Raw genomic sequence first — 23,519 nt, 5'->3', positions numbered from 1 at the left:
GTATTTAGCTTTCTTCGGAATGCATGGCAGCGAGGACGTGACTTAGCCGGACGATAGCAAAGCCGGTGGCGTGGTCGGCGAGTCCATAGGGAATGATGAGTTCGCTTCCATGTACGAGAGCGCCGCACGTATAAACCACATTCGGTACATATCCTGCGCGTTCATTTTCATCTGGCTGTAGTAGAGGTTCGCGCAAACGGCCTATAACGCGGCTAGGATCCTTGAGATCAAGCAAAAACGCGCCGATGCAATATTTGCGTAACGCTCCTACACCATGACTAAGCACCAACCAGCCAAACTCGGTTTCGATTGGCGAGCCGCAATTGCCCAATTGGACCAATTCCCACGAAAAGGCCGGCTTTAGCAGCACTCTGTGCTCGTTCCAAAAGTGGATATTGTCAGAGTACATCAGATGAATGCTCTCGTTGTCCTGGCGGGAGAGCATCGCATAGCGACCATTGATTTTTCTCGGAAACAGGGCCATCCCCTTGTTTCGTGCAGCTGGTCCGTTCAGCGTAATAAAACGAAAGTGGAGGAAGTCTTTAGTCTCCACAAGTTCGGGCATGATGACCCGACCGTCAAACGCTGTGAATGTTGCGTAATAGATTACATTTCCGTCTTCGTCATGGAACTGCACGAATCTCGCGTCCTCGATGCCGTTGCTTTGGGAAGGCGTTGCTGGAAACAGAATTCTTTCAGAAAACGCCTGCTCGGGGTGGAAGTGAACCTCGTAATTCGATTGGGCCAACATCCAAATCCCTTTGGCCGTGCGTCGATCTTCTTCCAAAACCCCGTCCGCATGGCGCTCTTTGTCCATCTCGCTGTCAATGCCGCTCCGCAATTCCTGCATCGAGAACGAGCTGCCCAGTCGATCCATAACCCGGTTCGTGAATTCGCTCATCAACTTCAATTCACTAAGCTTCCGTGTGAACAGTCCCATCTCGTACGACGAATTTGGGACTTGGCGCGGCTCTTTCAGAAATCCCGCCGATTCTTCAACTTCGATTCGCTGATTAGCGTCAATAGTGCCGACCCGAAACGTGATTGACGAAATATGGCCTTCGCCAGTCGCTCGCAGGCTAAGAACAAAACGCAGTGCGCCACGGGGCAAACCGGTCTGATCGGGATGCGCGACGATGGAGGGATTAAATAATGCTGCCGACTCGAGCGAATACTCCGCGAGGAAGTAAGAGCCAATTAAAAGCTTTCGTTCTTCGGAGAGGTTGTCATGCGGCACATGCTCTCCGCGAACTTGCTCGAAGCGCCGCAGAAACATGTCCCGAATTTGCTTGTGTCGTTGGGCGAACTCAGCAGAGACCTCTTCAAGAAGCGGGCCAACCTGTTCTTCCGGAAGCGCGAGAATACGAGTAATGATTCGGCCAACACGGTGCGAATCTCCGGGAGTAAAAGGCCGCAATAAGACACGAGATTGGTCAGGCTTGAGGACAATATTGGTTCGGTGAAGCGGAATCGTCTTGGTGTTCATGGCAGGACTTGAAGTCCCATCCTAAAAGGGGGCCTGTTCGAATGACTACAAGGTTTTGACGACTGACTCGACACGATTCGTCGGTGCTGATTGATAATTACTCCAAAGCAGTTGGGTCCAAAGATAAGCGAGTGTCGATTCTGCACCCTGGTTTCTATTGAGACCGGAAGACTGGAGACCGTCAAAACAGCTGCCGCAGTCAAAGTCTACCAAACTTTGCTGTCGGCTATTTTGTCCGAGAAACCATTGATAAGAATTCATGAATGCGTTGAAATATCTTTCGTCTTGCAGAAGTTGATACGCCGCCAACGCCGCTGCTGCCATCGTCGACGCCTCGACGGGTTGCTGGTCGTAGAGGGATTTTTCTTCGCCATGCGAATACCATTCCTGGTTGCCAATGGGCCAGAAGACATCGTCTGCCGTTGTCATGAGACTGAGAAAATCAAATGAAGAATCGGCAACCGAAAGGAACATTTCATTGGGCCAAACTTCGGCCGCGTCAAACATTGCGTGCGGTAACACGGCGTTTGCATAAGTCATTCGCGACTCGAACCAGAGCCAGTCCGAATGCTGAGAGCGCCGATAGCACTCGACAAGTCGGTCTGCAGCAAGTCGGGCGATATTCTCGAACCTATTCATGCCCTCAATATCCGCCCGCCAAAGAATCGTCCAGGCTTGTATGACATAAGCTTGTGCCCGCAGGCTTCGAAGATTAGCTAAGGTTGGGAGAACCATTTGGAGCAATTCACGAGCCAAGGCCCGATAACCTGTTGGCAGACGGCTGGCGAGTACTTCCGCTAGAGCAAGAACGGCTTGGCCTTGGCAATCACCGGTTCCAGCGGCATCCAACCAATCCCGCTGATAGCTCAGGAAGTTGTGGAACCCACGGACCGGACGTCGCGCATGCTCCAGGAAACTCATATAGCATGACACTCGCGAGAGCATGCGTTGGTTCGGATGCTCGTTCCAGAGCCGAACACAAAGACGGAGCGCGCGGGCGTTGTCGTCCGTCGTATAACCGCTCTCGCGACGCGGAACGCTGTAAATGGCATGTTGAATCAGCCCTGTCGAGTCGGTCAGGCGATCCAAATGATCCAAAGGCAAACTGGTTTGAACACTCATGAGGTCATCCATGAAAAGAAGCTACCCAATAATGCTTGCATTGCCGCTTAGCTCGCACACGTAGGCCGAGGTAGTACCTGCGAATTCTCAGTCACAGCTCGTTCGAAGATGTCAAGATACTGCTGGCCAACGTTCGCCCAGAACATGGGCTTGGCATATGTGTAAGCTCGCTCTCGAGTTTCTGCTAACAGGTTGGTATCCTTTAATAGTCGCAGCGTAGCTGTAGCCATTGCGCTGCTGTCAGCAAATGGGACAAGCAAACCGCGTCCATCTGCCAGCACCTCCTTGGCATAGAGATACGGTGTACTCACTACGGCTCCTACGGCAGCTAAAGCATAGGCCATCGTGCCGCTAGCGATCTGATCTTTTCCAGGATACGGAGTGACAAAAACGTCGCACGCCTGAAGGTGCGCTAGCAGTTCCGCGAGGCTCAAATATTGGTTGACGAAACGTACGTTTCCCGCAACATCTAGCGATCGAGCCAGTTCGACGAGTTCTTCGCGATAGACTTCCCCTTCCTGCCGCTTCACCAGCGGATGTGTGGCGCCGACGATCCAATAGATCGCATTGGGGCACGCGGCGACTATCTCGGGCATAGCACGTATCATATGTTCCAACCCTTTGCCCCGGTTGATTAGTCCAAATGTGCAAATAACATGTTTGTCTTGTAATCCTTGCCGCTTTTTGTAGCTCGGGTCACGATCAAAGGGAACTGCAGGTACACCATGTGGAATAACATGTATGTAGGATCCTGAAACATCATACACGTCGGCTAGAAGCCGAGCAGCAATCTGAGTCATGACAAGGACATGCTGACTATGGACCGCTAGGTTTTGAACCAGTAGTCTCGGCAACATTTCCGGCTCAGTCAGCAATGTATGAAATGTGGTCACAATTGGCTTCCGACATAGTCGCACGAAATCCAAAATTTGATAGCCCCATTCCCCGGGGTACAGGCCAAATTCGTGTTGTAGACTCACCACGTTACAGGAACTCTCATTGGCGAATCTCGCTGCCAAGCGATACGCCTTCGGGTTACTATTCTCAATGATGTGAATGACGCGCGGATCCTCGCTAGCAACCCCACGGGTTTTGCGGATCGCTGCGACCGACGACACAGATTCCTTTGCTGCCAAATCCACGGCGTCTGCTGAATCTTTCGTGAACGTGGCCAAGCCACATTCTTCAGGCGGATAGGTCGCAACGAATAGCGGTCGGGCTTTATGCATGCTTTACAGTTCTAGCTTGATCACGTTTTCGTTTGAAAATTTAATGCCAATTGCATCAAACGTTAGGTGTAGAAGGCTCGGCCTTCGCAGTTCGAATGACTTGATCTAAGTCGTCAGCGGAAAAGGTCTTTGACAAATTTGTCTGGGGAAGAGTATGTCTGAATCGGCTTTCCAATTGCTGATGACTCGAACCGCTAACTATTGACCATCGATAAACTCAGAAATTCGCAATGTTCCATTGTGGCCGAATTGCCGGACGAGGATAAGCTTTCAGTCAGTATTCCTGCTTCGCCACAGGCTGAACGAATCTGCTCAATCATTTCTTGCAAAGGATGTTGATCGGCTAACTGTCGCACGCATGCGATCGCGAGAAGATGCATGCCTGTCAAGAGATCCTTGAGGTCACGAACGATCACATCCGTGAGGTTTCGTTCAATGTGATTGCTATCAATCAACATATGACTCATAGCTTGCCTCTCTAGGGATAAGTGAGATGAGATCGATCATTTACGGGGGATTTCCGAAGACCAAGCGATTCAAAGCATGTCTTTTCAGCCGATCCATCGTTTCACCATTCTTCAAATTAAGCCGGAGGTACTCCTGCGGATAATCTGCAGATAGACACCCTTCGACCGGGCCAAAAAAAAGCCGACGCGGTAGAACACCTATGGGTGATCTACCGCGTCGGCTTACTGAGTAACTCGCTTCCCGAAGCTAATCGGGCTGCGTTTTATCAAGTCATCCGGAAGGAAAAGACTTGTTTTGTTGCCAAGATTTTTCCTTAGTGTCTTTTATCTTACCGGCGAAGTTAAAGAGCACAAGTGCCGAACTGACTTTAATTCTGTCTAACTGATGATTTCAGAACAAATTCCAAAAATGCCTTGGCAGATCGAATCAATCCGTCGAATCGGCTGCTTGCCGCATTCTGCTTCGGAGGATGAACGGACCGATTAAGCAGAAACTTTTTGCGTCGGTTTATTGCCTACTTCTTGGTTGAAAATTCGCCAGGAGTTGTTGCAGAGTTACCGGTTCGGAAGGTTTGACGACGTGATGATCGAAACTTGTCCGAGGCAAGAAGGCCATCTCATTGGAGCGTCAAGTTCGTATCGCAGCGGGTTCGCTGGTACTTCTGGGTGCGGGACTCTCTTTCATTCATTCAGCATTTATTGGGCTGTCGGCTTTTGTCGGGGCCGGGCTGCTTTTCTCTGGGATCACCGAGACCTGCGGGATGGGAATGATTCTGGCCCGAATGCCGTGGAATCAGTGTGACAAAGAATCAACGTCCTGTTGCACCAAATTACGGCTCCCAGGGTTCGTCCTTAATGCCGCCCCATCACTGACGATGGACTGGCCCCCTGCGTGGCATGACGACAATCGAACATCTCTGACTATCCGGGACTGAGACCGAGGAATGATCGGCGTTGGGTTTTGAAAATGCTTGTGACATTCTCATAAAGGATCGTTCGTTGTAGGCTGGTCCGTCGTCTTCCAAGCTGACATACCACTGATCAGGTTGTTGAAATCCTCAGAGCCTTCCTGCTTCAGAAACGAAGATGCAATCGAAAAAGCTCGGCTTTGACTTTGAGACGGAACTCTGGACTTCGTGGGTAGTTGCGTTCTGAAGCACCAGGCAAAGCAGACATCGTAATCGCTTGAAGCATGGTCAGACACGGAAAGCCTCACACTCTGGTATCAAACTTGCACATACTGGTGTCGGTGCCGCAACTCCTTCCTTCAGAAAGGACGCCCACGGGCCGAGGAAAGGAGGTTATCATGCTCGAACGTCCCGAAACACCCCTCGCTAATCCAGAACTACCCGCCGCTGACCCACCTGCCGAACTCCGCCCTCGTGAGCATTCGCTAGCTGAGCAGGTAACGATGATTCTCGCCATCGTTATCCCACTAGTCGGTGTGATTGCCACTCCTTTCCTTGTTTGGAGATGGGGCTTTTATTGGGCCGACCTCGGCCTCCTTCTCGGCATGTACTTTCTCACTGTTCTCGGAATCACAGTCGGCTTCCATCGACTGTTCGTCCACCGATCATTTGAAACCTATATATGGGTTAGGTTTGTCTGGGTAGTCCTTGGTTCGATGGCTGTGCAAGGATCGTTGTTTCGTTGGGTTGCTAGACACCGAAGTCACCATCAGCACGCTGATACGGCTACTGATCCGCATTCTCCTCAGCACGGGGGCAGAGGTATTCGTGGCCTTCTCTCTGGGTTTTGGCACGCCCACATCGGCTGGCTTTTCGACCCCGATCCACCCGGCCTCAACCACTACATCAAAGACCTTTCGAATAGTTGGACGTTATCGGTGGCAAGTAAGCTCTTTCCGCTGTGGGTCGCCCTTGGTCTAGCCCTTCCGGCACTCCTTGGGGGACTCATCACCCAAAGTTGGAGAGGCGTTATGACCGGATTCATCTGGGGCGGACTCGTCCGCATTTTCCTCGTCCACCATGTCACATGGAGCGTCAATTCAGCCTGTCATCTCTGGGGCCTTCGTCCTTACAAGACCAGCGACGAGAGCCGGAACAACTTTCTATTTGGTGCTTTGGCGTTCGGCGAAGGCTGGCATAATACTCACCACGCCTTTCCAACATCGGCCCGGCACGGTCTGCGGTGGTGGCAGATCGACGTGAGCTATTGGGTCATTCGTTCGATGAACGTGCTGGGCCTCGCTTGGAACCTCAAGTTGCCCACGGCCGAAGCCCAGGAAAAGGCTCGCCGAACTGGTTTGAGGGGCATGGTGAGACGGTGAAAATAGGCCAATTCTGTGGCTTTGATAGGCGGTGCCTACGTTCGTGTGTATCGTGACGGACAGCTTCGTGCTCAAGAAAAAGGTGGTCATGCAAAAACTGATTGACGGCATTCATCAATTCCAAAGAGAGAGTTTTCTGCCATTGCAAAAGTTGTTCGAGCGATTGGCGGAAGGGCAGCATCCCGACACTTTGTTTATCACTTGCGCCGATTCTCGCATTGATCCCACCTTGCTGACCAATGCCCAACCCGGTGATCTTTTCATCCTTCGCAACGCCGGAAACATTGTCCCACCACATGGTGCGGGAATCGGTGGAGAAGCGGCCACAATTGAGTATGCCGTCAGTGTCCTCGGCGTTAAGGACATTATTATTTGCGGCCATTCTCATTGCGGAGCGATGCAAGGGTTACTTCAACCGGAATTGGTAGCGTCACTTCCCGATGTGTCGTCTTGGCTTGCTCATGCAGAGATGACCCGCCGTATCATTCAGGACAATTATAGCCACCTTGATGGGGAAGCTCTGCTAACTGCAGCTATCGAAGAAAATGTTTTGGTCCAGCTTGAGAGCCTGCGGACGCTTCCGGCAGTCGGTTCTCGTCTTGTGCGAGGCGATCTTCACCTTCACGGCTGGGTCTATATCATCGAAAAGGGCGAAGTGTTTGCCTATGACGTGGAGAGCGGACAGTTCGTAAAACTGGCTGAACATCATGTTCCAAAAATTGAAAGCAGTTTACGGCGAAGGCCCAATCAGATTATCTAGGGCGACTTCAGGACAGACCCCAATGAGAAGTTACCAAACCCGCAAGGGATTCTGGCGGGAGGCGATAGCTCTTCAGGGGTCTATCACGATTCACGTCCTGCCGTCCATCATTTCGTTTGGCTTTCTTGCCAGCATTGTCTGTTGTGTCGCTTGGCTCATGCAACGCTTGTTCGACGTTTCCTTTACTCTTGAAATCAGCCCATTCGGATTCGCCGGAGCCGTATTGGGGATTCTCCTCGTCATTCGCTTGAACGCAGGATATGACCGCTGGTGGGAAGCTCGCACACTCTGGGGAGGTATCGTTAATCAATCACGCAACCTCGTCATCAGTGCAATGGCTTATGGGCCACACGACTCGAAATGGAGAGAGTGCATGGTAAGGTGGACTGCGGCGTTTCCGCATGTGGCCCGCCATAGCCTCAGGGGCGAAAAATCTTCGTTAGAAGTGGAAAACTTAGTCGGCTCGGAAGATGCAGCACAGCTACAAACAGTGGACCACATGCCGAATTTCGTGGCGTGGCAACTGAGCGAATTGCTCGGCGATGCCAAGGAACGATTCGGCATGGACGGATTTGCCTTCATCCAAATTGACCGAGAACGAGCTTTGTTAATCGACTATATCGGGGCTTGCGAACGAATCTCGGTAACTCCCTTACCACGGATATACTCCATCACGATCAGGCGGTTTATCCTCCTGTTCCTTTTGATGTTGCCATTGGCTTTAGTTCACCTGATGGAAGTGATGTGGTTTATACCACTCATCACAATGCTCGTTGCTTATCCGCTCCTAACACTCGATCAGATTGGTGTAGAACTTGAAAATCCGTTCTTGGCGAGCAACCTGAGTCATTTGCCGCTTGATGACATCTCGGCAAACATTGAGCGGAACCTATTCGCCATCTTACGACTCAAGCAGACTAAGGCACCATGAAGAAGGGGATTTGTAGTGCGGGACATCCATCACAGACGGTCACGCACAAACACTACTAACTGGTCGTATCACACAGAGAGAAAGTGATACCACAAATGCACAACAAGGATGAAATAATGAGTCATGGCCAAGTACGCCTTTCCCGCACAGTTGCTTGAAGAACTCCACGCCCATTGGGGGCCACCACACTCCCCCACAAGTTCCGCATTGCCCGACGATCTGACCTTGCTGCGGATATTGGAGACATGCTACCACGCGTCGCTCCGCACGGCGGAACTTCGTGCGACCCGCTGTATCTTGGCGTATGTCTCAACAGACGCTCTCGCCAATCGATCTTTGCTGCGATTTGAGCATCCGGCAATTCTGACCTCCAGTGAATTGGTCCGGCTGGCTCCGGTTACGGAACTCCACCGCACATTGATCGGGTGTCATCACTTCGACGGGACGCTGAAGATTTGGGGATTATTCGAGCATGGTCATGCGTGGCTAGGGGAGACGGTGGACAGCATTTTGGGCACGCCGGTTAGAGAAGAAGACCTGCCTCAAGATTGCCTTACCATCACGATTGAAGCACCGGGAGCATTGAGTGTGGCCCGTGGCGAAAAAGAAGTCGTGCGTCTGCGAGATGGGAAAATTATCGCTCCGCACAAACATCCGCTACGTCAGATGGACGAGCCGTTGGGAACATTCTTCAAGACGTTGGTTAACGGTCTGCAAGAACCGAATGCTGGTAAAGGCCTCGCCAGTACGCTCAAGGTCGAGTGGGAGCAACTTCTGGACACCTATATGATGGCGATTGCGAGCATTCTGGAACGCATTCGGTCAGAGCGGCACGGTGGCAGCGTCGTCATTTCAGCCTCCCCACTTAGTGAAACGGTTGCCTACCGTACTTATACCGTTGTTGGACATGCGGCACTGACAGACGACATTTTGAACCACTGCCGGGCGTTAAGGAGTTTGCAAGCTGCCTCGAACGCTCCGACCGATCCTTCCAGTGAAGTGAATAGGGTTCGGGCTGAAGCCGCAGTCAGGCAATCAAGTCAAAGTCTGATCCGTGGAGTCAGTCGAGTCAGTCTGTTGGCTGCTATCGACGGGGCCGTTCTGCTCGACGGAAAACTGCGAATTGAGGGATTCGGCGTTCGCTTTCCGGTCCTACTGCCACCCGGTACGACAGTTCTCGATGCACTCACTGACATCGAATATCCATGCGAAGAGTGGGGGCTTCGCCATCAGTCAGTCTTTTCGGTGTGTCAGCAATGCGAAGAGGCAGTCGGGTTCATTGTTTCCCAAGATGGCAGTGTCAAAGCGGTCAAAAGTGTCCAAGGAAGCCTACATTTCTGGGACGGGATATTGGATTAGCCTGCAAATAGGAACCGCCAGTCTGCGTCAAATCGCCTTCTCTGAGGCAGCGGCCAGAATTGTCTGCACGTCCTTAAAATCACCGGGCTTGACCAAGTGATGGTCGAAACCTGCTTCCAGTGAATGCAGCCGATCCTCCTCTCGACCATACCCCGTTAGGGCAACCAGCACAACATTGGACACAAGAGGCTCATTCCGTATCCGTTGGGCCACTTCGTAACCGTTCAACTTCGGCAACCCAATGTCCAACAGCACCACATGTGGTTGGTAGTCGAGGACCGTTTGCAATGCGGTCGGGCCATCATGAGCGGCCTGAACGTCATACCCTACGGCCTTCACCAACATCGAGAGCATCTCGGCCGCACCCACGTTGTCGTCCACGATCAAAACCCGCAACGAGTGTCCGCTTGGCTCGATAAGTTCTGGTGTTTCCGATGGCAACTCCCCCGCAACACCCATGACCGGCAATCGGACGACAAACTCACTCCCTTGCCCCAAGGTGCTATGAACCTCCACCCGGCCTCCGTGCATCTCGACGAGACCATGGACCAAAGCCAGCCCAATTCCCAATCCGCCTTGCGAGCGGTCGAGCGAGCGTTCCGCCTGTGAGAATAGGTCGAAAATGCGAGGCATGAGTTCTGGGTCAATGCCTTCGCCGGTATCCCGCACCCGCAACACGCACTCATCGGCATCTTGCTCAACCGTCAGCCAAATATGACTATGTTCCGTGCTATATTTAGCGGCATTGTTGAGCAGGTTCACGATGACCTGCTCCAATCGGGTGGCATCGGCATCAAGCCAGATCGGTTCCGAGGGTATCGTTACGGTCAGTTCATGCTGGCATTCTTCGATCAGCGAACGAGTTGTATTCACTGCACGTTCAACGATGCCGCTCACCACAACCCGCTCTTGGCGAAGTCGAAGCCTGCCGGTAGTGATGCGAGAAACTTCCAGCAGGTCATCCACCAGACGGGACATTTGGCCGACTTGATGTTCGATGATTTGCGTTGTCGCTGGCAGGATGGAAGCGTCGGCGTTTGTGAGACGGAGAAGGTGGACTGCGTTGGAGAGCGGGGCAAGCGGGTTGCGGAGTTCGTGGGACAACATTGCTAAGAACTCGTCCTTGCGACGGTGCAGATCGGCCAAGGCCGCTGAATGATCTTTCACCTGCTGCTCTAAACGGCTTCGTTTGGTGATGTCACGAATGTTGCACTGAGCGACCCTCCGCTCTCCATCGCCTTCATAAGTGTTGCAGATAAACTCGACAGCTACGTCTCGCCCCTCGCTGGTTTGCAGAGGCAAGTGGTCATACCGAACGTAGTCATCATGTTGCAGTTCTCGTACAGCGGCTTCGTTCGCCGATTTGTCACTAAACACTCCGATTTCCCAGAGTTGCTTGTCCAAGAAATGAGCGTGTGGGTAGCCCAGCAAGTCCGACATGAATGGGTTGGCATCAATGATCTGTCCGGTGTCGGCGTCAAGAATAAGAATTCCGTCTTTAGCCGTTTCAAAGAGCCGTCGATAGCGGGCCTCTGATTTCTTGAACTTGGCTTCCGTCTGCTTGCGTTCGGTGATGTCGCCAATCGCAAGCAAGATCAATTCGGGGTTCGCCGCCTCTTGCGGGAAGGGGCGAGCGTTCAGCAGCATGGACCTTCGCCCGATGGCCGGGAAGTCGTATTCCACTTCGTAATCTCGGATGGGATTACGTTTCGACAAGACTTCATCCAGCATCGTCCGCAAGGAGGGAATGTTCCACTGGCCGTTGCCCAACTCGCTGATATGCTGGTTTTCCGTTTCCTCCTGGGCGATGTGAAACGACTCGTAGAAGGAGCAATTGGCGGATTTAACCCGCAGTGCAGAGTCCAACACTACGAACGGCTCTCGCAATGTAGCAATGATGTCGTCGACGTAGTCGAGAGCTTTTTGCAAGTCCTGTTCGGCCTCGCGGCGTTCGCTGATGTCTCGAAAGACAAGCACGACCCCGGCGAGTTCCCCCTTTTCATTGCGGATCGGAGCGGCACTGTCGTTAATGGGCCGTTCCGTGCCATCATTGCTGATAAGGAGGCTGTGGTTCGCCAATCCGACCATAACGCCTTCCCGCAAGGCCCGCACGGTCGGACTCTCGACCGGCTGTCGATTGTGTTCATTGATAATGCGGCATACGTTGTTGAGCGTCTGACCCACCGCTTCTTCGAGCAGCCAGCCGGTCAAGGATTCGGCGACGGGGTTCAAGAACGTAACCCGCCCCTTGGTGTCCGTGCAAATCACGGCATCGCCAATGCTGGCGAAAGCTACCCGCCACCATTTCGATTTGGGGTGAAACGCATAGTCGGGATGGCCCGGTTCACGCCAGTGAGGATCTGTCATCCCGCTCTCCGCTCTAATCCGTGGCGTTTTTCTGTGTACACACCAATTCAACCGTGGTGGCGATTAGCGAGAATTGTCTGACATCCCGCAATTATTCGTGACGATTGCTGCCAGGTTCGTTCCAAGTTTCCGCGGACAAGTCGCCGGCTAGCTGAAACACTTGGACCATTGTCCCAGTCGTAAAGATATGCATGACCGCACCGGTTTCCGGTTCGACTTCCGCAGCCGCTTCGTGTACGGCCACTCCGGTAATGCGTTCGATCGCGGCCTTCAACGGACCAGTGGAATTTTGGAAAAGTTCCCGATGAAACTCACGCACCTTAGCGGCACCCTCAGCCGTCCGAGAGACGTCTCTCTCAGCCGGTGTGAGAGCTTGATGCAACGTGATGACCAATGTCCCTTCACTAAGTACGACAGTCACCGATTTGGGAGCATGGCCGGTTCGCTGTTGTTGAAAGTCACGCACAACTCTCGCAACTTGTTCTGCCATCGTCAATGACGATGGATTCGGATTCGGTAAGTTCATAGCTATGACTTTCGGCGAACGTGCAACGATTGACTAGAAGACCCCAATTAGCTCCGTTGATTCAATGGAATCAACCTGAGCGTCGAGGTTCTGCTGGCGACTAGTGGTTTCCAAATCCGAAGTAAAGTCCACGATTGTATGTATACGGTTGGTAGTAACTCGTTCCGCCGTATGTGCGAACATAAGGTGAGTTCCGGTAGCCATAGTAGCCTCCGGAGTGGCGACCATAGTGGTTGTGATAGTCGTGTCCGTATCCGCGTGTGGTAGTGCCATATCCGTAATGTCTAACGTTGCCTTGCCCATACTGGCTGTTCGCCCCGTAGCGGCCCTGTCCGAAGAGGCTGTAGTCATTGCGATTTTGTAAACCAAACCGTATTGTCTGGGCGGAGAGATAGTGCGGGACGGACAGTCCCGTTGTGATTAACGCAGCGGCTATAACAACGCTCCGATTGATAACGGAACGTCGAACATTTAGTTTCATAATAAGCACTTCTGAGTAGATTCTTAGGAGGACCGAGAAAGAGAACCCGGCCATCCAGCGAGGCATCACAAAGGACACCGCGCTGGACAACACAGGAAAACACCAAGAAATTCTCTGCGTACTTAGTCTTTAGAACGGGAGGAAAGTTTTTCGCTCGTGGAGGGATGCGCGTTTTGACGAACTTTTCTCAGCTTCTGCAACTGTTCCTCTGTGAGAATCTTCTCGATATCTACGAACTTGTCAGCTTCCAAGGAAAGCAAACGCGTATGTAGGCCGTCGATGTCACGATTCAAGGAACGTAGACTGCTTCGATACTTTTCTTGGCAAGCTTCGGCGGCGGCCTCCTGCTCCGAGGTCAGCGACACGCCAGCAATAGCGATCTGTTCTTCGACCGCACTCTCGGTTTTAGTTGCGGCTTTGTTCGGACGAACTCGTGTCCCCGCAACCGACTTTTCACGCTGAGCCACTCGGTGGCGTTGTTGATGCACTCGCATGCGTTGGGCGTCGGTTAGATTGTCCTCAATCGCGCATAATAATTGAGCTTCCGTTCGGATGGCGACCATGTATCGATCGCCAAACTGCTGCCATACGGAAGTGATTTCCGCATCGGCATCTCGCAGCACCTTCTGAATTTGAGTTTGTTGAGTTGGGGAGAGATCCAAATCTCTAAGACAACTCGGAAGCTCAGCTTTCTCCGATGCAGCAGGTGTGGCCGATGAGAAACCCGGATTTCCTGGTTTCACTTGAGAATCTAGATCCTGTGCAACGACCGTACTCAAGGTCATCAAACTCCCGATCGCTAGTACACGACCGCAATGTCTAATCAATCGATCCATCATAACACCATCCTTCAAGTGAAGTCGGAAGCAAGCTTGCGGAGAATCCGCGATAAGGTGCTAGCCGACAGAAACAACAAAAAAAGCCGACGCGGTAGAACACCTTTGAGTGTTTCACCGCGTCGGCTTACTGTATAACACGCCTCCCGATACACATCGGGCTACGCTTTATTAAGTCATCCGTAAGGGAAAGGCTTTTAAAATCTAAGCCATTGCCTCGCAGTTCCATCGTATCAGCCGCATCTAGGAACACAAGAGGCGAACTCGCTTTATTCCCAGAAGTAATTATAATTTGGTCAAATGTAGACGCCGGACGATGCAAAAATCATCTTTGTCATTGGATCCGGTCCACCAACACCTTCGAGTACCGCCAGAGGTCGTTATGAAAACCCAAGGAGAACTTGAAGCGGCCGTTTGTGAAGGGATCACTCGTTTCGAGCAAGAATATATGGGCCGTGGCCCGCAACATATCCATGCTTATCTGATCGATGATTTTCTTGTGGTTCGACTCCAAGGTGTGTTGACAGCCGCGGAACAACACCTCGTCGAGTCGCTGCCACCCGAAAAAGGCCGAGATCTGCTCAAGCAAGTTCGGACTCAATTGGTCGAAACGGCACGGCCACTTCTGGAAGCAATGATTTTGGAATCAACCAGCGTGCGCGTCGTCAGTCTGCATCACGACATCAGTACTGCCACCGGCGAAGAGGTTATCGTTTTTACGCTGACCAAATCGCCCATTGTCCGCGAGACCAAGAAGCGGTAAGCGACTGTCGTCTGCTTCGGGTCATGCTCAGCCTTTGAGATTGAACGCCAATTCCCTTTCATGTCTCCATTCGTCGGTAACCGGGAAATAACATTGGTCCATTGGTCGGCAAAGTCGTTGCGGAACTATTGACCAAATTCCACGTCGGAGCACTCCTCAGGTAACGTGAGCCAATGCGTCGCATGGAACGGCGCGTATTGACTCTTCGAAGTCAAATGATTCCGTCTGACTTTGTCTCGGACAAGCGATTCTGAAAGCCCGTGGCTCGGGCATTCTGTTCAGGCAAATTTGCCATCGGTCGTCCTCTCAGCTTCAAGTCGTCCGAAGCCTTATTTGCACCGCTCGAGATGTTTCCACTTCTCGCGTCGCTTGATTGACGACCATAGAAGAGTGTTGATACTCCCAAGTGTCATAACGACTGTAGCACTACTTTCCCAGCCGATTGCGAACTTGAGATTACTCTAAACTCGACATTTGCCAATTTCGGATGGGGTTTTATTGAAAGAATGCGGACTCCGGGAGAAGGTTAAGTTGTCACGACTTGACCTTCTCTGAACGGAGTCCGCAATGGATCTAGGTCCCCAGGTGGCTGAGGATTTGATGGTACGATTCTCGCCTGCGTTCACCCAGCCGACGGTCCGCCGAATGCTAGCAGTGACTCTAGCAACCATCATCACTATTGGACATCACACTCTGACGGCCACCTTGATGGTGGCCTCGGGTTTATTGACGGGCCATTTAAGCACCTACTATCGCTTGTTTTCCAGGCCCGCTTGGTCGACGTGGTCCGTCGGTCGAATATTAGCCAACATCGTCATCGAGTTGGCACCGCTGGATGAACTGGTCGGACTCGTCGTCGATGACACGACCAACCGAACATCCCGGTCGCAACGTCTGGGGCAAGGCCAAGCATCGCGATGCAGTCCGTAGTTCTCACAGTCTGACCAAGTGGATTTGGGGACACAAGTGGGTGGTGCTGGCAGTGACAGTCCGTTTTCCCTGGACCAATCGGCCGTGGGCGTTGCCGGTGCTGTGTGTGCTGTATACTCCGCCGGAAGTCATGCGGCGTCTCGGTCGCAAGCACCGCACCACGGGCGAATTGGCACGCATTCTCACCAGGCGAATGCTGGGGTGGTTTCCTGAGCGGCGCTTTGTTTTGACTGGCGATGGACAGTACTCCACACACGAGATGACGCGATTCGCTCATGCCTATCGCACTCAATTGACGTTCGTAGGACGCTTCTACGGCAACGCGAATTTGTATGACCCGCGACCCGAGTATTTCGGAACCGGTCGGCCCCGCGTCAAAGGCGAGCGGCAACCCAAACCCGAAGAATTGGCCCAAACTAAACGCGGTCGCAAAACGCAAGTGGCTTGGTATGGTGGTGGCGAGCGTCAGGTGAAACTCGTTCGAGGGCAAGGCCACTGGTACAAACCCAGTTTTGGTCTCGTGCCGGTTTCCTTCGTGTATGTCGAAGACATGGAAGGCACGCATCGACCCGAATACTTCTATAGTAGCGATCCGAGTTGGTCGGGTTCGGCCATCGTAGGATCCTATGTGTCCCGGTGGGCGATTGAAGTCACGTTCTGGGAATGCAAGGCCAGACTAGGACTCGGCTCTCCGCGACGGTTTAACCGACTCGCCGTCGAGCGTGTCGAACCGTGGCTCATGAGTCTCTATAGTTTAGTGAGTCTGATCTATAGTTTAGTGAGTCTGATCTATAGTTTAGTGAGTCTGATCTATCATCAACATCAAACAACACATTCGGTCACCATTCCGAGTTGGCCATGGTATGAGAAGACCCAACCAATCTTTAGCACCGCTCTCTCGGAAGTCCGCAGACTCATCTGGAACGAATGGGTTTTTGAGCAACCCCAATATGTCGGGGCTGTCAAGAAACTCCCGCACGACTTCAGAGATTACCTACTCAAACGCCTGACTATGGCCGCCTGAATTGGCAAATGTCGAGCTAAGGAGCAACAATGGGATCGGCGGTGCGCCGAGACCCATCGGCTGGGGAGCAATTCGATTGGCTCCCCAACTTTATATCTGCCGCCTCCTCGGACACGGGAGTGATGCAAATTCCGGGGGAGCGGGGTTAGAGCCCCCGTCGATGCCAGGGACGTTTTCGGGAGACGCCAGATAGTTAAAGTAAAGGACGGCGGGGCCAGCCCGAAGGCTGGCCCCTATTCTTTGGTATTTAGTGTTTTTGGAATGGGCGTCTGTTAGTCTTCGACTGACGTGAATCTGTGCTTCTTGACTTGGGTTGCGGAGTGCAAGGCGGGTCCTTGGCCTGGGCCGGCTGATCGAGATCATAGACGTAGTCACTCAGCGTTTGCCGTCCAGCATGCGCCGTTCTCCGTTTGACAAAGCCTTGAGTGCCGTCACCGGAGGCAAGCCGATCTGAGCGTACACGGCTGTCAATCCAGCTCGCGCTGCGGATCGCAAGCTGGGAGACTCTCGTGTCGACGTGGTCGAAGGCGATTTTCGCTCAGCTTGCGAGCCAAAGCCATGATGGCCACTTGCCGTGGTCTCCGCTTCAATAGTCGTCGGAAAAAATGCACCGAACGGACCGGGATACCGTGAGACTTGTTGGCACGCTTGAGTCCGCAGCCACCGCGATTGCGGATTCCCGGCTTTCGTGATCCGACCATGGAAACACGTCGAGCCGGATTGCCGCGTTCGGTGCACGACCCCGAGATGAGCCGCGGCATGATCCCCAAGGCGGATTCGACTGAGATCGCCTATTAGCGACCAACCCCCAAATGAAATGCCCGCTCATACCTTGCCAGACCAATTCCCATTGCAATTCATCTTGTCCCGATTCCCGAGCACAATTCAATGAACCACGGAGAAGCTGGCCTCTCAGAAGATCTGTGAAGAATGCCCTAAGTGATGTTCCGAACCCTTATATCGGCTAAAAGAAAGGAAGTGCCCGGCCGCCGATCGGCGGCAGGGCTGAAGGACGACCAAATATCCAGGAGGCAGGTGTCAACTGATATGATCAATCGACGACTTATCCCGAGCAGCAGCCCTCGAGGCAGCCGAGGCAGTATTCTTTGGTCTCCTTACCTTCGCGTTTGCCTTGATCATGTTTGCTTTCACCGCAGGAATCGGCGTCACCCGCTCGCGCACGTTCGGCTCGTAACGCCGCGGCGGCTTCTCCGCATTCGCCGAATCGGCCCTGCAGCATAATCAAACCGGTCAAGACAACATGCTGGGCAATCACAGACTTGCCGTATTCCGAGCAAGACAGTCCTCCGTGATAGACGCCATGCGCACAGCGAAACCCTTCGTAAGGCAATATGAATTCTTGGTAAACCCGAGATCGCCAGCATCGCGGCTGGGCGGGCGGCAATGACCATGATTGGCAACATAAGCAATGCGAGAAAGCGTTTTCGTCGGGACGTGCGGATGGAGTGCATGAATCGCCTGATTCGAGAAAACACTGGGAACTCCTTGGGGTTTGAGAGATCGGTCATCGGTACCATTTGCACAGAGCTTTGCCACAAAATGCTACGTATAGTCGGTGTTCTGATCGTCGTCAATTCGGCATGGTACTGGAATGTGAACGACGCGAGACATCTTGGAACTCTTTGGCGAGCGTGTGAGACAACTCCGCAAGACACAGGGTTGGTCGCAGGAGGAGTTCGTCCACTGATGTGGATTGGATCGGACCTATATCGGTGGGATCGAACGTGGCGAACAGAACGGTGCCTTACGGAATATTGATCAGATGGCGACAACGTTGGGCGTGTCTTTGGCGGAATTAATGGACGGGTTGTAAGCGGCTACGGAAGCAGGACAACTGCAACTTGCTGATGCGATGAGCGGTGAACCGCGTTGACATCGGATTGGAGTTCCAAGTCGACGAGTTGATTTGAGGCCGTTTCATAGGCGACGTAATATAGCCTTGTGACTTCAAGCAATGCGATTAGCGTTTGCACCTCTTGAGTCGTCAATGAGGGTTGTTCTTGAGTTGCGAAATATGGTTGTTGGATTTGCGTGGTTTGTGGAGTCATTTCGTCCGCCCAATAGCGCAGAGCGGCTCGAATGGTTGCCAAGTGATTTTGACTCAACATGAGATATTGGACCTTTCCGTTTCAGCGGATTCAGCCGATTTAGTGTGCTTGACGGATGTTGCGCGATCAGACCTAGTGGGACTTGATCAGTCACGTCAGCGGCGACGGGGTCGATGCTTGGAACGTTTGGAGCGTTGCTGCGTGGGGCGGATAGAGCGGGCTTCGATGCTGACGATGATCATTACGACCAAAGCGACACAAAACACAAACTTTGACTGCGTCAGCAAGCCGGCGGTGACCGCCACCCCCAAAGCAAGCGTGATGTAAATGGCATTTAGTTTTTGACGGGCTCCCATGCGGAGATTCCTTAGGCGAAGAGCATAGATTTAGTGAATGAAGAGGGCTCGTTGCCGGCTATCCGAGGACCAATTCGCTGGCGAGCAGGTTGAAGAATAGGTCTCGGTCGGTGGGCAACTCGCGGAGCCAGCGGGTGAATTGGTGGAGCATCAATGCAGCACATAGATTGGCGGTATAAATCGTGCTGCGCGAGGTGCAGCGACCGGGTTGTGCCTCGCGGGCTGCGAACAAAGAGCTTGTGTAGTGGTCGCGATCGGCAGTTGTTGTGACGGTCAACACCCGGAGGACTTCGCCGAGCATTCGGGCATCCGACCAGAAGTTGCAACGCCCGGCCAGTGATCGCCAGATTGCTGTCCGCGCGGTGATGCTGTCCACGCAGCAAAACACGGCGTCTCCAATCTCGTAACGTGGACGGAATCGGTCACAAATCGTTTCGACAGTAACTGTTTCATCGAGCTCGTGAATCGCCTGCGCGGTCGCCTCGACTTTGGAACGTCCAACGTCCGTCTGCAGTCGGTAGCCCTGGGTGGTGACGTTACTCTCTTCAACAGTGTCAAAATCGATCAACAGGAACCGTCGCACGCCGATTGCGGCCAATTGCAAAGCCACTTGACGACCGACGGCCCCGGCACCGATCACGGTACACGTTAATTCTTGGAGTTTGGGCTCGGGCACCAAGTCGGCTTGGCGTTCAAAACGATTCGAAGTCATCGGAGATCTCCTCAAAATCGGATAGAAAATCAAACTCTTGGACGGATGGAAGATCGGCGGCAAAGCTATCGATGGCTCGGACGTGTTGCCGGTAATCTTGTTCCCAAACGGAGTGGTCACTTCCGAGGAATGACTGCGAAAAATCGACGCAGGTGTCGATCGTGACGGCCACGCGAGGGCCCCGATGATGGCTCAACCGGGTGTAGGTCCGACCGCCATGGGCGAGAATGAACATCACCGCCCAATCGCAACGGCCGAAGACCCGTTCGAAGGTTTCTTCATCGGTTTCACTAGGCAGTGGCGAGTTTCCGGGGTGGGTATGCAACCACAACCTGGCGAAGCGGTCGGGGGATAAGCCGCCGTCGACTTGTTCATCGAAGAAGTCTGCCACGGCAGTGTCTTCGAATTGCACTGAGACGGCGGTGCAACTTTGACCGACAAGACACACGTCCTCGACTAGCAGCGGATCACCCTCGGTCGTAATCCCGAAACTGCCGACTTCGGTACCGCCGCGATCTCGCCAATACAACAATTTCGCCCAGGCGATCGGTGTGAACCGTAATGTCGGGGCGCGTTCGACTCGTTCGGTATTACGTCTTCGAGATCGTCTCATGAGTCACCTCAGTTTCGGACACGGTTTGACAGGAATCACAAATCAATCCATCTAGACAGCTTTCGCAGAACGCCTCCTGACACGATTCGCACTCGTATTGGCAATTCGCACACAGCGGCTGTTCACAGTCCCGGCAGCGATCCAGACAACCATCGCAATAGCCGTTGCCGCAATCGGCGCAGCGGACATCGCACTCACCGCACAGCAGCCGGTCGCAACGATTACAGCTAGACAAGTCGCCCGATTGAACCAGTTCCCCGCAGTCCTCGCAGGTTTCACCGCCCCATTCTGCAAGCGTGATGTAGGCGCTGCCGGCGTTATATGTCCGAAGAATTTGAGCGACGATCGTGAAGAAGTCGCAAAGTCGTCCACTGGCGAGAGCCGCCTGAATTGCGGCTCGGCCCTCGCCTTCGCAGAGTGTTTCGACTTGGACGTGCGGATGCGTGACGTCGGAATTCGATGCCGCCGGGTTTGCGTTGACGGCAACGATCCGAAACGGTGATGGCTCCGCGATTCGTAACCAATTTAATCGAATTTCGAACTCGCCAAGCAAGATGTCTTCCAACTCGATCGGCTCGGTTTGAACTGAGAGCGTTTCGGCTTGAAAGTCGACGGTGAAGCCACCAAACTCAGCTTCCAGAGCAAGGATCTCCTCGTAGATTGAGCGAAAGGATGGAGTTGCCGAGGCCAATTCGTAGCTCGAAACGCATTGGGCCAATCGTAGTTGAAGAGCTTGCAACGCAGTCGGTAAGCGACTCCATAATCTCACGGCGGCGAGTATCCATCCGCGACTAGTTGCTAGGCTGATCTGGCGGATCAGTCGCGAACACTCGTCCCAATTGTCCGTTGGCCAAATCGCCCGTGGCGGTGCCGAGTTTCGCATCGACTCGGCGACTCGATTCGTCACGCGGATTGCGAGGCGATGTTGTGAAGTTGTCATACGGCTCCTTCTTTTCATAGTTGAATAGAAGACAAAACAAGCCGAGCCACTCGTCTGACGACCAGCGGCTCGGCTCCCAATGTTTTTAAGTCATGCGAAATGACTACAGCCGCGCTCCTTCGATCTTGGTCGGAGTGATCGAAACACGGTCGCCATCTTGCAAAATCGTCGTGCCAGTGACTGGCTGGCGATTGACGCGGATCAAATAATCGGCCGGTTGGCCATGCGGGATACGTTCGGCGAAGAAGTTCGCCACACTCGTTTGCTCGGCGATCGCAATCGTGTCTGCGAAGCCGCCGCCATCATTATTGATGTAGAGAATATTAATCGTGTTCATCGTCTTAGACTTTCCGATTTGAAGTTGAAATTGGTCTAATTGAAGCAATTCAATCAAAGCTGCTAGGGTCTCAGGTCTCGTCGACTCGCACTCGTTCTTCGAACTGGGTGTCACTAGTTAAATCGTCATGGTCAGTCGATTCATTGGCATTTACGGTTGGCGGAATGAGCAGTCCGAAACCGCGTCGATAAATCCAACTCGGGGACTCTCCGGTCGCGGTCGCAACCTCTCTGGCGAGCGCTCGTGGATCATCAGTTTCATTGCGAATACGTTGCACGGTCACATCTCCTTTAGTCTGATGACCGCCCTGGGCAGGGCGGCCGTGTCACAAAACACAACCACCCCGCACGCTACGAGGCGACTTTTTAATCAGCGATCAGCCACTGCGATCGCAGCCAATCGAGTTCCGCTTGCAAAGCATCACTACGTCTCGGAAACGGACCAAGTTGCGGACCGTGGACCGGGCTCAGATCAACTTGCCACTGACCGATGTCATTCGGTTCGACGTGACTAGCCCGGCGAATCGTAGGCCGACCCAGATCGGTCAGTGAAATTGCTTCTGTATAGACAAAGCGGACGGTGCCGTCGGGATCAACGATCAATTCCATTACGTCTCCTCCGACGATTGTTGATGGCCACGGCGGAGGATGTTGCGTCGTGGGCGATCGACCAGCAAATCATCAAGGACGGACTGCACGCCCGTCAGTTCCTGTGCGACTTGACTGCGTAAGGAACCGTTCTCCCGAAGCGTTTGCGGATCAACTCCTCGCACGATCTGCTGGGCCTGATCGACTAACCGCTCCAACTCGACGTTCGAGCCAATGTTGAGATCCCTGAAGCGATCGAAGAACTCGGTCAACTTCTCGACTGCCGAATTGCGGAAGACTTTCGGAGTACCATCTTCGGTCCCCGCCAAACGTTCGGTGAGATGAGCAGTCAACTTGTGCAGTTCTTCCACGAACGCCTGCTCAGCGAGTTGCACCGCTTCGTCAAACCGAGCTTGCACGCGGCGACACTCCTGGTGATAGAGTTCGGGTTGCAGGCGTCGCAAATAATCCGGCGGCTCGACCGAAGGGAAGTCCCAAGCCAGTTGAAACGCCCCGACAAGTGATGAGGGATAGTCCGCCGGGTTATACAAGCGTCCCAACCGACCGGCCGCTGCCTGCTTGAGCTCCGCGTAATGGCGATCCAGATTCTCGACCGCTTCGTCGAGTTCCTGAATCCAATCCCGCATTCGCTCATCAAAAGTTTCAATTCGATCTCGGCGAATCAATCGCAGACCCGGTTCGGGAAACGGCAGCGTTTCGGCTTTCCAAAACCCGACAGCTTTGGTACGGACTGCCGTCACTGCTTTGAACGCCGGATGTCCGACGTCCAACAACTTCTTACCGGCCGAAAGAAACTGCCCTTCGGCTCCGAACGACTCGGCGGCTTCGGCTTTCTGACCCGGCGTAAGCGTCTTGCGCACTCCCAACCAAGACACACTCAACCGAACAGCCGCGGTCGTCGTCCGTAACCGCTCAGTCGCCTCCGCCGATAAATCGGTGGAAGTTTCGTCAATCACCGTCGTCATTCGTTTGCTCCATTCTGAGGTCAAGAGATAAAGACAGCCGGTCACGAAACACGTTCGTGACCGGCTGCACTGGGTCGATTGGATGTCGTCACTACAGCCGTTTAATTTCGATTGCAGCGGCTTCTGTCTCGTGGAAGTTGGAAAACAAAGGCCTTTAAGCAACTTCCACGGACACCGAAAACCGTAATCCGGTCTAGTTGACGGAAGGGTCCCGAGGAATCTGTCGTCGCTTCCGATCACTCGAAGCCGCATACTGATAGAGTCCGGGACGATCGGCCGAGAGACACCGACCACTGGCCCATTGCCGCAGCGTCTCAATCGATTCGGCGGACGTTTGCGAGATCGGCA

Annotated in this window: 26 protein-coding genes and 1 pseudogene; 9 read left to right on the top strand and 18 right to left on the bottom strand. The window is 53.3% G+C overall.

Going from position 1 to position 23,519, the window contains the following annotated elements:
* Nucleotides 1-4 precede the first annotated feature (4 nt).
* Genes AC5DDB_RS28880 through AC5DDB_RS28870 form a run of 3 tightly spaced genes read right to left on the bottom strand, consistent with a single transcriptional unit; the run spans nucleotide 5 to nucleotide 3,837 of the window.
* On the bottom strand, nucleotides 5-1,486 hold the full coding sequence (locus tag AC5DDB_RS28880) for a glycoside hydrolase family 130 protein (RefSeq protein ID WP_491743240.1): 1,482 nt from the start codon (nucleotides 1,484-1,486) through the stop codon (nucleotides 5-7).
* Between the two features lie 45 nt (nucleotides 1,487-1,531).
* Nucleotides 1,532-2,608: a hypothetical protein gene (locus AC5DDB_RS28875; RefSeq protein WP_491743239.1), complete on the bottom strand. Its 1,077-nt coding sequence runs from the start codon at nucleotides 2,606-2,608 to the stop codon at nucleotides 1,532-1,534.
* Nucleotides 2,609-2,655: 47 nt separating this feature from the next.
* Nucleotides 2,656-3,837, bottom strand: coding sequence for a glycosyltransferase family 4 protein (locus tag AC5DDB_RS28870; protein WP_491743238.1), 1,182 nt, complete (start codon nucleotides 3,835-3,837; stop codon nucleotides 2,656-2,658).
* Nucleotides 3,838-4,897: 1,060 nt separating this feature from the next.
* On the opposite strand from AC5DDB_RS28870, the pseudogene AC5DDB_RS28865 reads away from it, so the two are divergent.
* From AC5DDB_RS28865 to AC5DDB_RS28845, 5 genes and pseudogenes are all read left to right on the top strand, one after another.
* Nucleotides 4,898-5,125 (top strand): annotated as a pseudogene (locus AC5DDB_RS28865) (YgaP family membrane protein); the annotation flags it as partial.
* Between the two features lie 371 nt (nucleotides 5,126-5,496).
* On the top strand, nucleotides 5,497-6,594 hold the full coding sequence (locus AC5DDB_RS28860; protein ID WP_491743237.1) for an acyl-CoA desaturase: 1,098 nt from the start codon (nucleotides 5,497-5,499) through the stop codon (nucleotides 6,592-6,594).
* An 88-nt stretch (nucleotides 6,595-6,682) separates the two neighbouring features.
* A complete protein-coding gene (locus tag AC5DDB_RS28855) occupies nucleotides 6,683-7,354 on the top strand; it encodes a carbonic anhydrase (RefSeq protein WP_491743255.1) in 672 nt (223 codons plus the stop codon).
* Entirely contained in the window at nucleotides 7,302-8,285 is a 984-nt protein-coding gene (locus AC5DDB_RS28850) for a bestrophin family protein (protein WP_491743236.1), read from the top strand. The genes AC5DDB_RS28855 and AC5DDB_RS28850 overlap by 53 nt, the downstream gene beginning before the upstream one ends.
* Before the next feature lie 123 nt (nucleotides 8,286-8,408).
* Nucleotides 8,409-9,644 carry a putative sensor domain DACNV-containing protein gene (locus AC5DDB_RS28845; protein ID WP_491743235.1) on the top strand — a complete coding sequence of 412 codons (1,236 nt, stop codon included), beginning with the start codon at nucleotides 8,409-8,411 and terminating at the stop codon, nucleotides 9,642-9,644.
* Nucleotides 9,645-9,671: 27 nt separating this feature from the next.
* Here the strand turns inward: AC5DDB_RS28845 and AC5DDB_RS28840 are convergent, their stop codons facing one another.
* The 4 genes from AC5DDB_RS28840 to AC5DDB_RS28825 form a co-directional block, all read right to left on the bottom strand.
* On the bottom strand, nucleotides 9,672-12,011 hold the full coding sequence (locus tag AC5DDB_RS28840; protein ID WP_491743234.1) for a PAS domain-containing hybrid sensor histidine kinase/response regulator: 2,340 nt from the start codon (nucleotides 12,009-12,011) through the stop codon (nucleotides 9,672-9,674).
* A 91-nt stretch (nucleotides 12,012-12,102) separates the two neighbouring features.
* Nucleotides 12,103-12,537, bottom strand: coding sequence for a Na-translocating system protein MpsC family protein (locus AC5DDB_RS28835; RefSeq protein ID WP_491743233.1), 435 nt, complete (start codon nucleotides 12,535-12,537; stop codon nucleotides 12,103-12,105).
* Between the two features lie 100 nt (nucleotides 12,538-12,637).
* Complete coding sequence (locus AC5DDB_RS28830) at nucleotides 12,638-13,018, bottom strand: hypothetical protein (RefSeq protein WP_491743232.1); 381 nt, start codon at nucleotides 13,016-13,018, stop codon at nucleotides 12,638-12,640.
* Between the two features lie 122 nt (nucleotides 13,019-13,140).
* On the bottom strand, nucleotides 13,141-13,857 hold the full coding sequence (locus AC5DDB_RS28825) for a hypothetical protein (RefSeq protein ID WP_491743231.1): 717 nt from the start codon (nucleotides 13,855-13,857) through the stop codon (nucleotides 13,141-13,143).
* A 379-nt stretch (nucleotides 13,858-14,236) separates the two neighbouring features.
* On the opposite strand from AC5DDB_RS28825, the gene AC5DDB_RS28820 reads away from it, so the two are divergent.
* The 3 genes from AC5DDB_RS28820 (at nucleotide 14,237) to AC5DDB_RS28810 (ending at nucleotide 16,571) form a co-directional block, all read left to right on the top strand.
* Nucleotides 14,237-14,617 (top strand): Na-translocating system protein MpsC family protein, encoded by a 381-nt coding sequence (locus AC5DDB_RS28820; protein ID WP_491743230.1) that lies wholly within the window; start codon nucleotides 14,237-14,239, stop codon nucleotides 14,615-14,617.
* A gap of 567 nt (nucleotides 14,618-15,184) precedes the next feature.
* Nucleotides 15,185-15,547, top strand: coding sequence for a transposase (locus AC5DDB_RS28815; protein WP_491743229.1), 363 nt, complete (start codon nucleotides 15,185-15,187; stop codon nucleotides 15,545-15,547).
* Nucleotides 15,477-16,571 (top strand): IS701 family transposase, encoded by a 1,095-nt coding sequence (locus AC5DDB_RS28810; protein WP_491743228.1) that lies wholly within the window; start codon nucleotides 15,477-15,479, stop codon nucleotides 16,569-16,571. The genes AC5DDB_RS28815 and AC5DDB_RS28810 overlap by 71 nt, the downstream gene beginning before the upstream one ends.
* Nucleotides 16,572-16,946: 375 nt before the next feature.
* Here the strand turns inward: AC5DDB_RS28810 and AC5DDB_RS28805 are convergent, their stop codons facing one another.
* Complete coding sequence (locus AC5DDB_RS28805) at nucleotides 16,947-17,366, bottom strand: transposase (RefSeq protein WP_491743254.1); 420 nt, start codon at nucleotides 17,364-17,366, stop codon at nucleotides 16,947-16,949.
* A 268-nt stretch (nucleotides 17,367-17,634) separates the two neighbouring features.
* Nucleotides 17,635-17,976: a membrane protein insertion efficiency factor YidD gene (gene yidD, locus AC5DDB_RS28800; protein WP_491743227.1), complete on the bottom strand. Its 342-nt coding sequence runs from the start codon at nucleotides 17,974-17,976 to the stop codon at nucleotides 17,635-17,637.
* Nucleotides 17,977-18,285: 309 nt separating this feature from the next.
* Between yidD and AC5DDB_RS28795 the strand changes: the two genes are divergently transcribed.
* Nucleotides 18,286-18,405, top strand: coding sequence for a hypothetical protein (locus AC5DDB_RS28795; RefSeq protein ID WP_491743226.1), 120 nt, complete (start codon nucleotides 18,286-18,288; stop codon nucleotides 18,403-18,405).
* 4 nt (nucleotides 18,406-18,409) lie between these two features.
* On the opposite strand, the gene AC5DDB_RS28790 is transcribed toward AC5DDB_RS28795, so the two are convergent.
* The 9 genes from AC5DDB_RS28790 to AC5DDB_RS28750 form a co-directional block, all read right to left on the bottom strand.
* Nucleotides 18,410-18,700, bottom strand: a complete 291-nt coding sequence (locus AC5DDB_RS28790; RefSeq protein ID WP_491743225.1) for a hypothetical protein — start codon at nucleotides 18,698-18,700, stop codon at nucleotides 18,410-18,412.
* A gap of 95 nt (nucleotides 18,701-18,795) precedes the next feature.
* Nucleotides 18,796-18,996, bottom strand: a complete 201-nt coding sequence (locus AC5DDB_RS28785) for a hypothetical protein (RefSeq protein ID WP_491743224.1) — start codon at nucleotides 18,994-18,996, stop codon at nucleotides 18,796-18,798.
* Nucleotides 18,997-19,054: 58 nt separating this feature from the next.
* Entirely contained in the window at nucleotides 19,055-19,708 is a 654-nt protein-coding gene (locus AC5DDB_RS28780; protein ID WP_491743223.1) for a ThiF family adenylyltransferase, read from the bottom strand.
* A complete protein-coding gene (locus AC5DDB_RS28775; protein WP_491743222.1) occupies nucleotides 19,689-20,321 on the bottom strand; it encodes a hypothetical protein in 633 nt (210 codons plus the stop codon). Before AC5DDB_RS28775 ends, AC5DDB_RS28780 begins: the two co-directional genes overlap by 20 nt.
* Complete coding sequence (locus AC5DDB_RS28770) at nucleotides 20,299-21,261, bottom strand: hypothetical protein (protein WP_491743221.1); 963 nt, start codon at nucleotides 21,259-21,261, stop codon at nucleotides 20,299-20,301. Before AC5DDB_RS28770 ends, AC5DDB_RS28775 begins: the two co-directional genes overlap by 23 nt.
* A gap of 103 nt (nucleotides 21,262-21,364) precedes the next feature.
* Nucleotides 21,365-21,598 (bottom strand): MoaD/ThiS family protein, encoded by a 234-nt coding sequence (locus tag AC5DDB_RS28765; RefSeq protein WP_491743220.1) that lies wholly within the window; start codon nucleotides 21,596-21,598, stop codon nucleotides 21,365-21,367.
* A gap of 70 nt (nucleotides 21,599-21,668) precedes the next feature.
* Nucleotides 21,669-21,875: a hypothetical protein gene (locus AC5DDB_RS28760; RefSeq protein WP_491743219.1), complete on the bottom strand. Its 207-nt coding sequence runs from the start codon at nucleotides 21,873-21,875 to the stop codon at nucleotides 21,669-21,671.
* 88 nt (nucleotides 21,876-21,963) lie between these two features.
* Nucleotides 21,964-22,206 carry a hypothetical protein gene (locus AC5DDB_RS28755; protein WP_491743218.1) on the bottom strand — a complete coding sequence of 81 codons (243 nt, stop codon included), beginning with the start codon at nucleotides 22,204-22,206 and terminating at the stop codon, nucleotides 21,964-21,966.
* Nucleotides 22,206-23,171 carry a hypothetical protein gene (locus AC5DDB_RS28750; RefSeq protein ID WP_491743217.1) on the bottom strand — a complete coding sequence of 322 codons (966 nt, stop codon included), beginning with the start codon at nucleotides 23,169-23,171 and terminating at the stop codon, nucleotides 22,206-22,208. The genes AC5DDB_RS28755 and AC5DDB_RS28750 overlap by 1 nt, the downstream gene beginning before the upstream one ends.
* Between the last annotated feature and the right edge of the window lie 348 nt (nucleotides 23,172-23,519).

The organism is Thalassoroseus sp. (assembly GCF_984380535.1).
The sequence above is the reverse complement of the archived record's forward strand: the minus strand, read 5'-3'. Positions and strand labels throughout refer to the sequence as shown.

Excerpts from the sequence above, each read along its gene's own strand:
- AC5DDB_RS28880 (WP_491743240.1), bottom strand. The coding sequence starts at position 1,486 with ATGAACACCAAGACGATTCCGCTTCACCGAACCAATATTGTCCTCAAG.
- AC5DDB_RS28875 (WP_491743239.1), bottom strand. The coding sequence starts at position 2,608 with ATGAGTGTTCAAACCAGTTTGCCTTTGGATCATTTGGATCGCCTGACC.
- AC5DDB_RS28870 (WP_491743238.1), bottom strand. The coding sequence starts at position 3,837 with ATGCATAAAGCCCGACCGCTATTCGTTGCGACCTATCCGCCTGAAGAA.
- AC5DDB_RS28860 (WP_491743237.1), top strand. The coding sequence starts at position 5,497 with ATGGTCAGACACGGAAAGCCTCACACTCTGGTATCAAACTTGCACATA.
- AC5DDB_RS28855 (WP_491743255.1), top strand. The coding sequence starts at position 6,683 with ATGCAAAAACTGATTGACGGCATTCATCAATTCCAAAGAGAGAGTTTT.
- AC5DDB_RS28850 (WP_491743236.1), top strand. The coding sequence starts at position 7,302 with ATGTTCCAAAAATTGAAAGCAGTTTACGGCGAAGGCCCAATCAGATTA.
- AC5DDB_RS28845 (WP_491743235.1), top strand. The coding sequence starts at position 8,409 with ATGGCCAAGTACGCCTTTCCCGCACAGTTGCTTGAAGAACTCCACGCC.
- AC5DDB_RS28840 (WP_491743234.1), bottom strand. The coding sequence starts at position 12,011 with ATGACAGATCCTCACTGGCGTGAACCGGGCCATCCCGACTATGCGTTT.
- AC5DDB_RS28835 (WP_491743233.1), bottom strand. The coding sequence starts at position 12,537 with ATGAACTTACCGAATCCGAATCCATCGTCATTGACGATGGCAGAACAA.
- AC5DDB_RS28830 (WP_491743232.1), bottom strand. The coding sequence starts at position 13,018 with ATGAAACTAAATGTTCGACGTTCCGTTATCAATCGGAGCGTTGTTATA.
- AC5DDB_RS28825 (WP_491743231.1), bottom strand. The coding sequence starts at position 13,857 with ATGATGGATCGATTGATTAGACATTGCGGTCGTGTACTAGCGATCGGG.
- AC5DDB_RS28820 (WP_491743230.1), top strand. The coding sequence starts at position 14,237 with ATGAAAACCCAAGGAGAACTTGAAGCGGCCGTTTGTGAAGGGATCACT.
- AC5DDB_RS28815 (WP_491743229.1), top strand. The coding sequence starts at position 15,185 with ATGGATCTAGGTCCCCAGGTGGCTGAGGATTTGATGGTACGATTCTCG.
- AC5DDB_RS28810 (WP_491743228.1), top strand. The coding sequence starts at position 15,477 with ATGACACGACCAACCGAACATCCCGGTCGCAACGTCTGGGGCAAGGCC.
- AC5DDB_RS28790 (WP_491743225.1), bottom strand. The coding sequence starts at position 18,700 with ATGTTGAGTCAAAATCACTTGGCAACCATTCGAGCCGCTCTGCGCTAT.
- AC5DDB_RS28785 (WP_491743224.1), bottom strand. The coding sequence starts at position 18,996 with ATGGGAGCCCGTCAAAAACTAAATGCCATTTACATCACGCTTGCTTTG.
- AC5DDB_RS28780 (WP_491743223.1), bottom strand. The coding sequence starts at position 19,708 with ATGACTTCGAATCGTTTTGAACGCCAAGCCGACTTGGTGCCCGAGCCC.
- AC5DDB_RS28775 (WP_491743222.1), bottom strand. The coding sequence starts at position 20,321 with ATGAGACGATCTCGAAGACGTAATACCGAACGAGTCGAACGCGCCCCG.
- AC5DDB_RS28770 (WP_491743221.1), bottom strand. The coding sequence starts at position 21,261 with ATGACAACTTCACAACATCGCCTCGCAATCCGCGTGACGAATCGAGTC.
- AC5DDB_RS28765 (WP_491743220.1), bottom strand. The coding sequence starts at position 21,598 with ATGAACACGATTAATATTCTCTACATCAATAATGATGGCGGCGGCTTC.
- AC5DDB_RS28755 (WP_491743218.1), bottom strand. The coding sequence starts at position 22,206 with ATGGAATTGATCGTTGATCCCGACGGCACCGTCCGCTTTGTCTATACA.
- AC5DDB_RS28750 (WP_491743217.1), bottom strand. The coding sequence starts at position 23,171 with ATGACGACGGTGATTGACGAAACTTCCACCGATTTATCGGCGGAGGCG.